At 68.0% G+C, this 13,352-nt stretch carries 11 protein-coding genes; 7 read left to right on the top strand and 4 right to left on the bottom strand.

All coding sequences use genetic code 11. The features are described from left to right. Window positions 1-55: 55 nt before the first annotated feature. Complete coding sequence (locus ACGFIF_RS37935; RefSeq protein WP_393161476.1) at window positions 56-1,096, top strand: LacI family DNA-binding transcriptional regulator; 1,041 nt, start codon at window positions 56-58, stop codon at window positions 1,094-1,096. Here ACGFIF_RS37935 and ACGFIF_RS37940 read toward each other — a convergent pair. From ACGFIF_RS37940 to sucC, 3 genes are read right to left on the bottom strand one after another with little or no spacing between them, the layout of a single operon-like run. Then, window positions 1,085-1,960 (bottom strand): 2-hydroxy-3-oxopropionate reductase, encoded by an 876-nt coding sequence (locus tag ACGFIF_RS37940; RefSeq protein WP_393161478.1) that lies wholly within the window; start codon window positions 1,958-1,960, stop codon window positions 1,085-1,087. The two genes, ACGFIF_RS37935 and ACGFIF_RS37940, sit on opposite strands and share 12 nt — an antisense overlap. After that, window positions 1,957-2,853 carry a succinate--CoA ligase subunit alpha gene (gene sucD / locus ACGFIF_RS37945; RefSeq protein WP_393161480.1) on the bottom strand — a complete coding sequence of 299 codons (897 nt, stop codon included), beginning with the start codon at window positions 2,851-2,853 and terminating at the stop codon, window positions 1,957-1,959. Before sucD ends, ACGFIF_RS37940 begins: the two co-directional genes overlap by 4 nt. A 15-nt stretch (window positions 2,854-2,868) precedes the next feature. Beyond that, complete coding sequence (sucC, locus tag ACGFIF_RS37950; protein ID WP_393161482.1) at window positions 2,869-4,020, bottom strand: ADP-forming succinate--CoA ligase subunit beta; 1,152 nt, start codon at window positions 4,018-4,020, stop codon at window positions 2,869-2,871. A 151-nt stretch (window positions 4,021-4,171) separates the two neighbouring features. Between sucC and ACGFIF_RS37955 the strand changes: the two genes are divergently transcribed. Together ACGFIF_RS37955 and ACGFIF_RS37960 are read left to right on the top strand one after the other, a co-directional pair. Then, window positions 4,172-5,548, top strand: a complete 1,377-nt coding sequence (locus ACGFIF_RS37955; protein WP_393161484.1) for an OFA family MFS transporter — start codon at window positions 4,172-4,174, stop codon at window positions 5,546-5,548. After that, a complete protein-coding gene (locus tag ACGFIF_RS37960; protein WP_393161487.1) occupies window positions 5,545-6,111 on the top strand; it encodes a hypothetical protein in 567 nt (188 codons plus the stop codon). Before ACGFIF_RS37955 ends, ACGFIF_RS37960 begins: the two co-directional genes overlap by 4 nt. A gap of 76 nt (window positions 6,112-6,187) precedes the next feature. Here ACGFIF_RS37960 and ACGFIF_RS37965 read toward each other — a convergent pair whose 3' ends face one another. Next, window positions 6,188-6,466, bottom strand: coding sequence for a hypothetical protein (locus ACGFIF_RS37965; protein WP_393161489.1), 279 nt, complete (start codon window positions 6,464-6,466; stop codon window positions 6,188-6,190). 138 nt (window positions 6,467-6,604) lie between these two features. Here ACGFIF_RS37965 and ACGFIF_RS37970 point away from each other — a divergent pair, with 138 nt between their 5' ends. The 4 genes from ACGFIF_RS37970 (at window position 6,605) to ACGFIF_RS37985 (ending at window position 13,351) form a co-directional block, all read left to right on the top strand. Next, window positions 6,605-8,332 carry a thiamine pyrophosphate-binding protein gene (locus ACGFIF_RS37970; RefSeq protein ID WP_393161491.1) on the top strand — a complete coding sequence of 576 codons (1,728 nt, stop codon included), beginning with the start codon at window positions 6,605-6,607 and terminating at the stop codon, window positions 8,330-8,332. A gap of 13 nt (window positions 8,333-8,345) precedes the next feature. After that, window positions 8,346-9,572 carry a formyl-CoA transferase gene (gene frc, locus ACGFIF_RS37975; RefSeq protein ID WP_393161493.1) on the top strand — a complete coding sequence of 409 codons (1,227 nt, stop codon included), beginning with the start codon at window positions 8,346-8,348 and terminating at the stop codon, window positions 9,570-9,572. 34 nt (window positions 9,573-9,606) lie between these two features. Further along, entirely contained in the window at window positions 9,607-11,751 is a 2,145-nt protein-coding gene (locus tag ACGFIF_RS37980) for an acetate--CoA ligase family protein (protein ID WP_393161495.1), read from the top strand. A gap of 100 nt (window positions 11,752-11,851) precedes the next feature. Beyond that, window positions 11,852-13,351 carry an Nramp family divalent metal transporter gene (locus ACGFIF_RS37985; RefSeq protein ID WP_393161497.1) on the top strand — a complete coding sequence of 500 codons (1,500 nt, stop codon included), beginning with the start codon at window positions 11,852-11,854 and terminating at the stop codon, window positions 13,349-13,351. Window position 13,352 lies beyond the last annotated feature (1 nt).

A 13,352-nucleotide genomic window follows, 5' to 3' on the forward strand; every position in this document is an offset into this window, starting at 1 on the left:
GTAGCGTGTTTACGTCAACATGTCTACACTGCGGGCACAAGCGAGGAGGGTGCCGATGTCAGCGGAGGAGTCTCCGGTACGGCGGCGGCGCGGCCCGTCGATGGCGGACGTGGCCAGGCTGGCCGGGGTGTCCGGGCAGACGGTGTCACGCGTCGCGAACGAACGGCACAACGTCGACTCGGTCACCCGGGACCGGGTGCAGGCCGCCATGCGCGAGCTCGGCTACCGGCCGAACAGCGCCGCCCGGGCGCTGCGCAACGGGCAGTTCCGGAGCATTGGCGTGATCGTCTTCGAGCTGTCCAGCTTCGGTACGACGCGGACGCTCGACGCGGTCGCCGCGGCGGCCACCAGCAGTGGCTACGGCGTCAACCTGCTGCCCGTGCTCGACGTCAATCAGAGCGCCGTCACGAACGCCTTCAGCCGGCTGGGGGAGCAGGCGGTGGACGGCGTGATCATCCTGATCGAGGCACACACGCTCGACGAGGCCGGAGTGCTGCTGCCCGATGGCCTACCGGTCGTGGTGGTCGACTCCAGCGCGCACTACGACTACCCGATCGTCGACACCGACCAGGCGCAGGGAGCCCGGTTGGCGACCGAGCATCTGCTGGATCTCGGGCATTCGACCGTCTGGCATCTCGGTGGTCCACCGACCTCGTTCGCCGCGGACCGGCGCCGGCGTTCCTGGGAGTCGACGCTGACCAAACGCGGTTGCGACGTGCCGCCGGTGCTGGACGGCGACTGGTCGGCCGGCTCCGGGTACGAGGCGGGCAAGCAGTTGGCCGCGAACCCTGACGTCACCGCGGTCTTTGCCGCCAACGACCAGATGGCGCTCGGGCTGCTGCGAGCGCTGCACGAGGCGGGCCGGCCGGTGCCGGGCGACGTCAGCGTGGTCGGCTTCGACAACACCGAGGAGGCAGCGCATTTCTGGCCGCCGCTGACCACGATCCACCAGTCCTTCGCCGAGGTCGGCCGGCGCAGTGTCGACGCCCTCATCAACGAGATCCAGGCCGGCGAACACCACCACGACCCGGTCGCCGTACCGACCCGACTGGTGGTCAGGAGCAGTACGGCGCCGCCGCGCACGTCATCGAGCTGAGAGCTGATCGACGACCTTCAGCAAGGCGGAGTGGTCGAGGGAGCCGTGGCCCTGGGCGCGGGCCGCGGCAACGAGTTGGGCGACTACACCGGTGACCGGGAGCGCGACGCCTGCCGAGCGGGCGGAGGCGAGGGCGATGCCCATGTCCTTGTGGTGCAGGTCGATCCGGAAACCCGGCTCGAACTGGCGGGCCAGCATCGTGGCCGCCTTGAGGTCGAGGATGCGGTTCCCGGCCAGCCCACCGGCCAGGACCTCGAGGCCGCGTTCGCCGTCGACACCGGAGGCCTCGAGCAGGACGATGGCCTCGCTGACCAGGCTGATGATGCCGGCGACCATCAACTGGTTCGCCGCCTTCACGGTCTGGCCGGCGCCGTGGCCGCCGACGTGGACGATGGTCCGCCCGAGATCCTCGAAGATCGGCCGGGCCGTCTCGAAGTCCTCCGCGTCACCACCCACCATGATCGACAGCGATGCCTTGATCGCGCCCTGCTCGCCACCGCTCACCGGCGCATCCAGCACGCGCACACCGCGGTCTGCACCGGCCGAGGCGACCTCCCGCGACGTCTCCGGTGCGATCGAGCTCATGTCGATCAGCAGTACGCCGGGCTGAACAGCGGCCAGCACACCACCCGGTCCGAGCACGACCTCCGCGACCTGCGGCGAGTCCGGCAACATCGTGATCACCACCTCGGTACCGTTCACGGCACCCGCGATGTCGGCGGCAGGCTTGCCACCGGCTTGCGCCAACCGATCGACGGCCGCCGGTACGACGTCGTACCCGGTCACCGTGTGTCCGGCGCGGATCAGGTTGGCCGCCATGTGCGACCCCATGATGCCGAGCCCGATGAACCCGATGCTCGTCATACGGCCACCTCCTCGACCGCCATCACGGCCCGCATCAGCTGCGCGGTCTCGGACGGCGTCTTGCCGACCTTGACACCGACGGCCTCGAGGGCCTCCTGCTTCGCGGCCGCCGTACCGGACGAGCCGGACACGATCGCGCCGGCGTGACCCATCGTCTTGCCCTCCGGCGCGGTGAACCCGGCCACGTACCCGACGACCGGCTTGGTCACGTTCTCCTTGATGAACGCGGCCGCCCGCTCCTCGGCGTCACCACCGATCTCACCGATCATCACGATCGCGTCGGTGTCCGGGTCGTCCTGGAACGCCCGCAGCGCGTCGATGTGGGTGGTGCCGATGATCGGGTCGCCGCCGATACCGATCGCGGTGGAGAACCCGAAGTCACGCAGCTCGTACATCATCTGGTAGGTCAGCGTGCCCGACTTCGACACCAGCCCGATCCGGCCCTGGCCGGCGATGTCGGCGGGAATGATGCCGGCATTGGCGCGACCCGGGCTGATGATGCCGGGGCAGTTCGGGCCGATGATCCGGGTCGTGCCGGCGGCCTGTGCGTGCGCGAAGAACGCGGCTGTGTCGTGGACCGGCACACCCTCGGTGATCACCACCACCAGCGGAACGCCCGCGTCGACGGCCTCGATCACCGCGCCCTTGGTGAAGCGCGGCGGCACGAACACCACCGACACATCGGCGCCGGCCGACTTCACCGCGTCGGCGCACGAGCCGTAGACCGGGATCGACCGCTTGGCGAAGTCGACCGACTGGCCGCCTTTGCCCGGCGTCACGCCGCCGACGATATTGGTGCCTGCGGCAAGCATCCGGCTGGTGTGCTTCTGTCCTTCGGACCCGGTCATCCCTTGCACGATGACCCGGCTCTGCTCGGTCAGGAAGATCGCCATGTCACGCCTCTCAGTTCAGTTCTGTGCGGCCAGTTCGGCGGCCCGGGCGGCGGCGCCGTCCATCGTGTCCACCACGGTCACCAGCGGATGGTTGGCCTGGGCAAGGATCCGGCGGCCCTCGTCGACGTTGTTGCCGTCCAGCCGGACCACCAGCGGCTTGTCGGCCTTGTCGCCGAGGACGGCGAGTGCCTGGACGATCCCGTTCGACACCGCGTCACAGGCGGTGATGCCGCCGAACACGTTCACGAAGACACTGCGCACCTGGGCGTCGCTCAGGATGATGCCCAGTCCGTTGGCCATCACCTCGGCCGATGCACCGCCGCCGATGTCGAGGAAGTTGGCCGGCTTCACGCCGTACGACGCGCCGGCGTACGCGACGACGTCGAGGGTGGACATGACCAGGCCGGCGCCGTTGCCGATGATGCCGACCGAGCCGTCCAGCTTCACGTAGTTCAGGCCCTTGTCCTGGGCCGCGGCCTCGAGCGGATCCGCGGCCGCCTTGTCCTCGAAGCCGGCGTGGTCGGAGTGCCGGTACGCCGCGTTCTCGTCGAGCGTGACCTTGCCGTCGAGGGCCTCGAGCGATCCGTCGCCCAGCTTGACCAGCGGGTTCACCTCTACCAGTGACGCGTCCTCGGCGATGAACACGTCCCACAGTTTCCGGACGACCTCCTCCGCGCCGGCCGGGAAGCCCGCGGCCGCGACGATCTCGGCGGCCTTGGCCTCGTCCACGCCGACGGCCGGATCGATCGCGATCTTGGCGATCGCGTCCGGGTTGGTGTGCGCGACCTCCTCGATCTCGACACCGCCCTCGGTGCTGGCGATACAGAGGTAGTCGCGGTTGGCCCGGTCGACCAGGAAGGAGAAGTAGTACTCCTCGGCGATGTCGGCGGCCGGCGTGAGCAGCACCCGGCGGACCGTGTGGCCCTTGATGTCCATGCCGAGGATCTCGCCCGCCTTGACCACCGCGTCCTCGGGGGAGGCGGCCAGCTTCACGCCGCCGGCCTTCCCCCGGCCGCCGGTCTTCACCTGCGCCTTCACCACCACTCGGCCACCCAGTTCCGCGGCGGCCGCGGCGGCGTCGGCCGGGTCCTCGATCACCCGGCCGAGTGTCACCGGGACGCCGTGCCGGGCGAACAACTCTTTGGCTTGGTACTCCATCAGATCCACGGCAGCAGCCTCCTGTTTCGGGGTTATCGGCGACTGTATGCTGTATGCACATCACGTCACAAGGCCCCAACCGCAACACGCCGGGTCTGGACAGCGGTACGCCGGAGGAGTACCAAGGTTCCATACGGTATGCAGTAGTCAGGAGGCGACGATGAACCACGCGACTCCAACGCCCCGGGACGTGCGCGATGTCTACGGTCGCCACTACCGGATCGGCGAAGATGCCCGGGAGCTGACCGGGCACCCCCGACGCTGGCAACTGTGGGCCGCCTGGGCCTGCATGGTCGCCATCAGCCCACTGCAGTACTCCTTCGGCACAGCCGCGCTCGGCCTCGATGCGGATCGCGGTTGGGGTGCGGCTCAGACGATGTGGCTGCTGGCCATCTTCGTCGCTTGCCAAGCCCTGGTGGCGATCCCGGCCGCCTGGGTCCATCGGGTACGACGTGCAACCCCGACGCAGCTCGTCGTCCTCGGTGGTGTGCTGGCCGCCATCGGTCTCACCACCCTCGCGCACGCGGACAGCTACTTCGCTGTTGTTCTTGGCTACGCCCTGATCGGCGGGACCGGTGCCGGGCTCGTGTACGCCGCGTGCATCACCACGTCGGCCCGGTGGTTCCCGGATCGGCGGACCGCGACGATCGGGTTCGTCACCGGTGGCTTCGCGGTCGGCGCCGTACCGAGTATCGCGATGCTGACCATCGTCGACTCGCCTGGTGGGCGTCGGCTGGTGTTCGACCTGACCGCGCTCGTCGCCGTCCTCGTCGTACTGACAGCAGGCGGACTGCTGAAGGATCCACCGCGGCACTGGTGGCCGGCCGACATCGATGCACAGGCGTGGGCGATCGACCGGAAGCTGAACCGGAGCATCCCGCACAACGCACCCGCGGTTCGGCACTACCGCCCAGCCGAGGCGATGCGGACCGGCGCACTTCCGTTGATGTGGCTGACGTTGGCGTTGAGTACGGCGTTGTCCTTGTTCGGTATCGCGTTCGTCGTGAGCTACGCGGTGACTGCGGAGCTGGGTGTCGCGGTGGCCGGGTTCGCGGCCGGAATGCTTGCCGCGGTCAACGGTCTTGGCCGGTCACTGGCCGGGCATCTGTCGGATCGCTTCGGCCGGCGTCGGGTGCTGGCCGCCGTACTGATGGTCGAGGGGTTCACGCACGTCGGGCTGGTCATCGCCGGCGAGGCCGGAGCGGGCTGGGCGTTCGTGTTGTGCGCGATGTTCGCCGGGCTCGGCGGTGGCGCGTTCTACGCGATCATGGCGAACCTCGTGCTGGAGTTCTTCGGTGAGAACAGCCTGTTGCAGAACCAGGCGATCCTGTACTCCGCCAAGGCTGCCGGCGGACTCATTGGCATTGGCGTCGCGGCATCGCTGGTGGCCGTTGTCGGCTATCGGCCGTTGTTCCTCGGTGCAGGGTTGCTCGGCGTACTGACTGCTTTGACCGTGCGGTTCCTGAAACAGCCTGGTAGGCCTGCCCTGCCCGTCCGGCCGCAACTGGGTACGCCGGTCGCAGGGTCAGGCGAATGAGCGGCTACGGCCGGGCCGTCCGGGCCGATCCCTGTGTGATGGAGCTGGTGTCGAAGCTGGCCCGTGAACCATGGACGGATCGGCCGACCAGCGTGCATCCGACGTTGAGTGCGGTGGCCAGGGCGGTGCACGACCACAGCGGCTCGGCCGGCCGCCGGGCCCTGCTGCCGTTGGCATCGAGCTTCCTCGGCACCGCCCAGCCGGGCTTCGAACCGTCCGCCCGCGTGGTCGCGCTGTGTGTCTCGACCGCGCTGGCCGGCGGCGAGATGACGAAGGACGAGCGCACCCGTCTGGCGAAAGCTCATCAGACCGCGATCCACTTGATGACCGGTCGCGAGGAGCCTGGCGGAGCGGCACGCTGGTGGTTGCCGATGCTCGACCGGTTCGGCTGGAGTGAGCCGTTCTACCGGACCTTCGTCGCGACCGAACACGCCTCGGAAGCAGTCGCGGTCACCGCCCGATGTTCGAACGGTGACCGCGACGTACGCCTCCGGCAATTGCTCAAACAATGCCTCGCGGTGCTCAATGCTGCGCCTCCGGCGCAGCGGGTCATGGGGCCTTGACTCCCGGCCTTCCCTCGTCACTCCAGTCGCTGCGCTCCCTGCGCTCCTCAGTCCAGGCCGGGAGGCCCCATGACCGTCATGGTGCCCGGCGGCCGGGTGCTCCCAGGCCCTCATGCTCGGCATCGGCCCAGAAACCGTGGTCGTAGTCGTCCTCCGGGATCGCTACCAGTTCGTGCCGGCGCGGTGCACGGACCTGCTGCTCGAGGCGGCGCAGGTCCGTCGCGCACCGCTCGAGATCGTCCAGCAGCCGCAGTACGTCGAGATGCGGACCGAGCTGATTCCTCAATGCCAGCAGGGATTTCTCCAGCGCCTGCACGGCCTGGCGGGTCCGGTCGAGATCGTCGTGAATCGTCATCGCAGCTCCCTGGCGTCGAACTCTGGACAACCACCACAGCGTGCGATAAGACTACGACTACACCATACGGTATGCAATCTACATTCTGTGTTGACACGACAGGGGCGCACCCCAGCCCTTCCGAGGAGATGACTGCAGATGGCGCAGACAGTGTCGGAGACCCAACCAGTCGCAGAGGTGAAGGAGTCCGAGGGTTCACAGCCGGCGACGATCTCAGGTGGTCACCTGGTCGCCAAGGCTCTGAAGGCTGAGGGGATCGACGTGATCTTCACCCTCTGTGGCGGTCACATCATCGACATCTACGACGGCTGTGTGGACGAAGGCATCGCGGTGGTCGACGTCCGGCACGAGCAGGTCGCCGCGCACGCGGCCGACGGCTACGCCCGGATGACCGGCAAGCCCGGTTGTGCCGTCGTCACCGCCGGCCCTGGTACGACGGATGCCGTCACCGGGGTCGCGAACGCGTTCCGGGCCGAGAGCCCGATGTTGCTGATCGGCGGCCAGGGCGCGCTGAACCAGCACAAGATGGGGTCCCTGCAGGACCTGCCGCACGTCGACATGATGACGCCGATCACCAAGTTCGCCGCGACCGTGCCGCACACCGCCCGGGTCGCCGACATGGTGTCGATGGCCTTCCGCGAGTGCTACAACGGCGCCCCCGGCCCGTCCTTCCTGGAGATCCCGCGCGACATCCTGGACAACTCGGTCCCGGTCGAGCAGGCCACGGTCCCCGAGCCGGGTCGCTACCGCGCGTCCACCAAGAGCATCGGCGACCCGGCCAATGTCGAGGCGCTGGCCGATCTGCTGGCCCGGGCCGAGAAGCCCGTCGTCCTGCTCGGCACGCAGGTGTGGACCTCGCGCGGCAGCGACGCGGCGATCGACTTCGTCCGCAAGCTGAATGTGCCGGCCTACATGAACGGCTCGGCCCGTGGCACCCTGCCGCCCGGCGACCCGCACCACTTCCACCTGTCCCGGCGGTACGGGTTCAACAACGCCGACCTGATCCTGATCGTCGGCACCCCGTTCGACTTCCGGATGGGCTACGGCCGCCGGCTGCCGCAGGGCGCGACCGTGGTCCAGATCGACATGGACTACCGCACCGTCGGCAAGAACCGCGACGTCGACCTCGGCCTGGTCGGCGACCCGGGCGCGATCCTGGCCGCGGTCACCCAGGCCTCGTCGGGCCGGGTCCAGAAGGCGGGTGACCGGAAGGCCTGGTTCGCCGAGCTGCGCGCCGAGGAGGACGCGGCGTACCAGAAGCGGCTGCCGAAGCAGCTGTCCGACGCGAACCCGATCCACCCGCTGCGGCTGGCGCACGAGATCAACGAGTTCCTCACCGAGGACTCGATCTACATCGGCGACGGCGGCGACATCGTCACCTTCTCCGGCGGTGTGGTCCAGCCGAAGTCGCCCGGCCACTGGATGGACCCGGGCCCGCTCGGCACCATCGGCGTCGGGATCCCGTTCGTGATGGCGGCCAAGTACGCCCGGCCGGACAAGGAAGTGGTCGCGCTGTTCGGTGACGGCGCCTTCTCGCTCACCGGCTGGGACTTCGAGACGCTGGTCCGCTTCAACCTCCCGTTCGTCGGAGTGGTCGGCAACAACTCCTCGATGAACCAGATCCGCTACGGCCAGGAGGTCAAGTACGGCCAGGCCCGCGGCCGCGTCGGCAACACGCTCGGTGACGTCAAGTACGACGAGTTCGCCAAGATGCTCGGTGGGTACGGCGAAGAGGTCCGCGACCCCAAGGACATCGGGCCGGCCATGCAGCGCGCCCGCGAGTCCGGGCTGCCGTCGCTGATCAACGTCTGGGTCGACCCGGACGCGTACGCCCCCGGAACCATGAACCAGACCATGTACAAGTAGCTGGAGGACCCGCATGACCAAGGCCCTCGAAGGTGTCCGCGTTCTCGACATGACCCACGTGCAGTCCGGACCGTCCTGCACCCAGATCCTCGCCTGGCTCGGCGCCGACGTGGTGAAGCTCGAAGCGCCCGCCGGTGACATCACCCGCCAGCAGCTGCGCGACGTACCGGACGTCGACAGCCTCTACTTCACCATGCTGAACTGCAACAAGCGCAGCATCACCCTGAACATGAAGTCCGACCGGGGCAAGGAGATCTTCACCGACCTGGTCAAGGACGCCGACATCCTGGTGGAGAACTTCGCCCCCGGTGCGATCGACCGGATGGGTTTCACCTGGGATCGGCTGCAGCTGATCAACCCGAAGCTGATCTTTGCCTCGATCAAGGGCTTCGGCCCCGGCCGGTACGAGGACTTCAAGGCCTACGAGGTGGTCGCCCAGGCGATGGGCGGCGCGATGAGTACGACGGGATTCGAGGACGGTCCGCCGACCGCCACCGGCGCCCAGATCGGTGACTCCGGCACCGGGATCCACCTGGTCGCCGGCATCCTGGCCGCGCTCTACCAGCGGACCAACACCGGCAAGGGCCAGCGGGTCACGGTGGCGATGCAGGAGGCCGTCCTCAACCTGAGCCGGGTCAAGCTGCGCGACCAGCAGCGCCTCACCCACGGCCCGCTGCCCGAGTACCCGAACGAGCACTTCGGCGACGAGGTGCCGCGGTCCGGGAACGCCTCCGGCGGCGGCCAGCCCGGCTGGGCGCTGCGCTGCGCACCGGGCGGTCCGAACGACTACATCTACGTGATCGTCCAGCCGCCCGGCTGGGCCCCGATCGCGAACCTGATCGGCAAGCCCGAGCTGGCCGACGACCCGGACTGGTCCACGCCGGCCGCCCGGCTCGACAAGCTGGACAAGATGTTCGCGCTGATCGAGCAGTGGACCGAGCAGCACACCAAGTTCGAGGTGATGGACAAACTCAACGCGCTGAACGTGCCCTGCGGGCCGATCATGTCCACGCGTGAGCTGATCGAGGACGAGACGCTGGCCGAGCTCGGCGCCGTGGTCGAGGTGAAGCACCCGCAGCGCGGCAGCTTCAAGACCGTCGGCTGCCCGATCAAGCTGTCCGACTCCCCGGTCCAGGTCGAGACCTCACCCGGTCTCGGCGAGCACAACTCCGTCATCTACGGCTCGCTCGGCATCGACACGGCCGAACTCGAGGAACTCAAGGCCGCCGGTGTCGTCTGACACCATCCTCCACACCTGAAACGGAGCTCATGGCATGACCTATGACAAGGCAGCAGTCCAGACCATCCTCGACCAGGCTCTGGCGGACGGCCGCACCTCACTGAGCGCACCCGAGGCCAAGCAGGTCGCGGACGCGTACGGCATCCCGACGCCGGGTGAGGGGCTGGCCACGACTGCCGAGGGAGCGGCCGGTCTCGCGGCCGAGATCGGCTTCCCCGTCGTGCTGAAGATCGTCTCGCCGGACATCCTGCACAAGACCGACGCCGGCGGCGTGGTCGTCGGTGTCGACTCCGCCGAGGCGGCGGTGCAGGCGTTCGAGCAGGTCGTCGCCAACGCCACGGCGTACAAAGCTGACGCGGACATCACCGGCGTCCAGGTGCAGAAGATGCTGGTCACCGGCGGTGACGTGCAGGAGGTCATCGTCGGCGCGGTCACCGACCAGACGTTCGGCAAGGTGGTCGCGTTCGGGCTGGGTGGCGTCCTGGTCGAGGTGCTCAAGGACGTCACCTTCCGGCTCGCTCCGCTGGCGGCCGACGAGGCCCGCTCGATGATCGACGGGATCGGCGCGCGCGAGATGCTGAACGGCGTCCGTGGTGCCAAGCCGGTGGACAAGGACGCCGTGGCCGACCTGGTCATGCGGCTGTCCGACCTGGTCACCGACTTCCCGCAGTTCGCCGAGGTCGACCTGAACCCGGTGCTGGCCGGGCCGGACGGCGCCACCGCGGTGGACTTCCGGATCATCGTCGACGCCGAGGCCGGCAAGCCGGTCGACCGGTACAGCCAGGAAGAGATCCTGACCGCGATGACCCGGATCATGAAACCGCGCGCGGTCGCGGTGATCGGGGCCTCGAACGAGACCGGCAAGATCGGCAACTCGGTGATGAAGAACCTGGTCAACGGCGGTTACCAGGGTGACATCTACCCGATCAACCCCAAGGGCGGTGAGGTCCTCGGGCTGAAGGCGTTCCCGAGTATCACCGAGGTACCGGGTGACGTGGACGTCGCGGTGTTCGCCGTGCCGGCCAAGTTCGTCGGCGGTGCGCTCGAGCAGTGCGGTGAGAAGGGCGTGGCCGGGGCGATCCTGATCCCGTCCGGGTTCGCCGAGACCGGTGAGCAGGAACTGCAGGACGAGGTCGTCGCGATCGCGAAGAAACACAACGTGAGGATTCTCGGGCCGAACATCTACGGCTACTACTACCTGCCGGAGAGCCTGTGCGCGACGTTCTGCACGCCGTACGACGTCCGCGGCAGTGTCGCGCTGTCGTCACAGAGCGGAGGCATCGGGATGGCGATCCTCGGCTTCAGCCGGTCCAGCCGGATGGGCGTCTCCGCGATCGTTGGGGTAGGCAACAAGGCTGACATCGACGAGGATGACCTCCTGACGTTCTTCGAGAGCGACGACAACACCAACCTGATCGCCATGCACCTGGAGGACTTGAAGGACGGCCGGGCGTTCGCCGAGACGGCGTCCCGGGTGTCGAAGAAGAAGCCGGTCGTCGTCCTGAAGGCCGGCCGTACCGACATGGGTGCGCGGGCGGCCAGCTCGCACACCGGCGCCCTGGCCGGCAACGACAAGGTGTACGACGACATCCTCCGGCAGAGCGGTGTGGTCCGGGCACCGGGGCTGAACGAGATGCTCCAGTACGCCCGCGGCATCCCGCTGCTGCCGACGCCGAAGGGCGAGAACGTCGTCATCATCACCGGCGCCGGCGGTTCCGGCGTGCTGCTGTCGGACGCGTGTGTGGACAACGGCCTGCAGCTGATGTCGATGCCGGCCGACCTGGACGAGGCGTTCAAGAAGTTCATCCCGCCGTTCGGTGCCTCCGGCAACCCGGTCGACATCACCGGTGGCGAGCCGCCGTCGACGTACCGCAACACCATCGCGCTCGGCCTGTCCGACGACCGGATCCACGCCTTGATCCTGGGCTACTGGCACACGATCGTGACACCGCCGATGGTGTTCGCGAAGCTGGTCGCCGAGGTGGTCGAGGAGTACCGGGCCAAGGGCATCGACAAGCCGGTGGTCGCCTCGCTGTCCGGTGACGTCGAGGTCGAGGAAGCCAGTCAGTACCTGTTCGACCACGGTGTGGTCGCGTACCCGTACACCACCGAGACGCCGGTCCAGGTGCTCGGTGCCAAGTACCGCTGGGCCCGGAACGCCGGGCCGCTCGGTTCATGAAGTCCGCCCATCTGTTCGGAGGAAGCCGGTGATGCTGTTGGTCAGGGGGGAGTGCACGGGGGAGCGTTAAGTCAGCTGGCGTCGATCTAAGGAGTCCGCCTTGGACGTCACAAGCAAGACCTCAGAAGTACCCGAAGAGCCCACCGCCGCGGCAGTGACCGAGCGGGTCTGGCGCGCGGGCCGGCTCGAACCGATGCCGATCCGGAAGCTTCCGGACGCACCGCCCTCGATCCACATCCTCGGTCCGACCGTCTTCCTGGTCGCGCTGGGCGTCGGTATGGGTGAGTCCTACATGTGGCCCCGGCTCGTCCTGGTGTTCGGGCCGGACATCCGCTGGCTGTTCATGGTCGGTGTCACCCTGCAGGCGTTCGTGCTGCTGGAGATGGCCCGGTATGCGATGGCGACCGGAGAGAGCATCTTCTTCGGTGCGGCCCGGATCTTCAAACCGCTGATGTGGTTCTTCTACGTCGCGGCGATCCTGATCTATATGTGGCCCGGCCACCTGTCGGCCGGGGCCGCCGCGTTCGAGGAGGTCAGCGGCATACCGTGGCAGGTGTCTGCCTGTGTCGCGCTGATCTTCGTGGGTGTGCTGTTCAGCATGCTCTCGGTGATCTACAACTTCCTCGAGAAACTCCTCGGCCTGCTGATCGGCCTGCTGGTCGTCGGTACGTCGGTGATCGCCGCGATCGTGGGCAGCTGGGACGACCTGGCCAACACCCTGTCGGGCATGTTCGCGTTCGGGTACTTCCCGGACAAGGCACTGTCCGAGGCCTGGTTCCCGATCGTGGTCGGCTCGATCGCGTTCGCCGGGCCGTCCGGGATGCAGCAGATGTGGTACACCCTGCAGTTGCGCGACAGCGGAGCCGGCATGGGTGCGCACATCCCGAAGGTCCGCGGTCTCCGGGCGGCCAACGAGGCCGAGTCGATGCCGTCGCGGGGCTTCATGTTCGACACCGACGACCCGGCCGAGATGGCGAAGTGGAAGGGCTGGCGCAAGTGGGTGACGTTCGACGCGCTGCTGCTCTTCTGGGGTATCACCATGCTGGTCACGGTCTCGTTCACGGTGCTGGCCATGTCGGCGGCCCGGACGAACCCGGACGTGGCCGGGCTGATCGAGGGTGGTGACCGGGAGGCCGCGCTGAGCGCCATGTCGGATGCCTTCGCCTCGGCCGGCGGTCCGATCCTCGGCTCGCTGTTCTTCGGCTTCATCGCACTGATCGGGCTGAACGCGACCCTCGGTCTGTTCGACTCGTTCTCCCGCGGTCAGGCGGACATGACGTACTACTTCGTGCCGGGAGCCAAGCGGTTCTCGATGTCGAGGCTGTACGCCGGATTCCTCTGGGGTGTGATCACCTTCGGCATCCTGATCCTGCTGTTCGGGCCGGCTGACGGTCCGGCCGGCATCCTGGACATCCTCGCCTTCCTGTCCACGTTCGCGATGGGCGCGTACTGCGTCGTGTTGCTCCTGGTGAACAACAAGCTCCTGCCCAAGCCGATCAGGCCCGGGCCGGTGCGCAACGCGATCATCGGGTTCGGTGCGGTGTTCTACCTCGGCCTGCTGTTCTACAGCCTGGTTCGCTTCGGTGTGGTCGTGGGTTGAC

The sequence above is a fragment of the Kribbella sp. NPDC049174 genome (assembly GCF_043197365.1).
Lineage (GTDB): Bacteria > Actinomycetota > Actinomycetes > Propionibacteriales > Kribbellaceae > Kribbella.

Bases quoted from the DNA above. Each gene is read 5' to 3' on its own strand.
- ACGFIF_RS37935 (WP_393161476.1), top strand. From the start codon at position 56: ATGTCAGCGGAGGAGTCTCCGGTACGGCGGCGGCGCGGCCCGTCGATG.
- ACGFIF_RS37940 (WP_393161478.1), bottom strand. From the start codon at position 1,960: ATGACGAGCATCGGGTTCATCGGGCTCGGCATCATGGGGTCGCACATG.
- sucD (WP_393161480.1), bottom strand. From the start codon at position 2,853: ATGGCGATCTTCCTGACCGAGCAGAGCCGGGTCATCGTGCAAGGGATG.
- ACGFIF_RS37955 (WP_393161484.1), top strand. From the start codon at position 4,172: ATGAACCACGCGACTCCAACGCCCCGGGACGTGCGCGATGTCTACGGT.
- ACGFIF_RS37960 (WP_393161487.1), top strand. From the start codon at position 5,545: ATGAGCGGCTACGGCCGGGCCGTCCGGGCCGATCCCTGTGTGATGGAG.
- ACGFIF_RS37965 (WP_393161489.1), bottom strand. From the start codon at position 6,466: ATGACGATTCACGACGATCTCGACCGGACCCGCCAGGCCGTGCAGGCG.
- ACGFIF_RS37970 (WP_393161491.1), top strand. From the start codon at position 6,605: ATGGCGCAGACAGTGTCGGAGACCCAACCAGTCGCAGAGGTGAAGGAG.
- frc (WP_393161493.1), top strand. From the start codon at position 8,346: ATGACCAAGGCCCTCGAAGGTGTCCGCGTTCTCGACATGACCCACGTG.
- ACGFIF_RS37980 (WP_393161495.1), top strand. From the start codon at position 9,607: ATGACCTATGACAAGGCAGCAGTCCAGACCATCCTCGACCAGGCTCTG.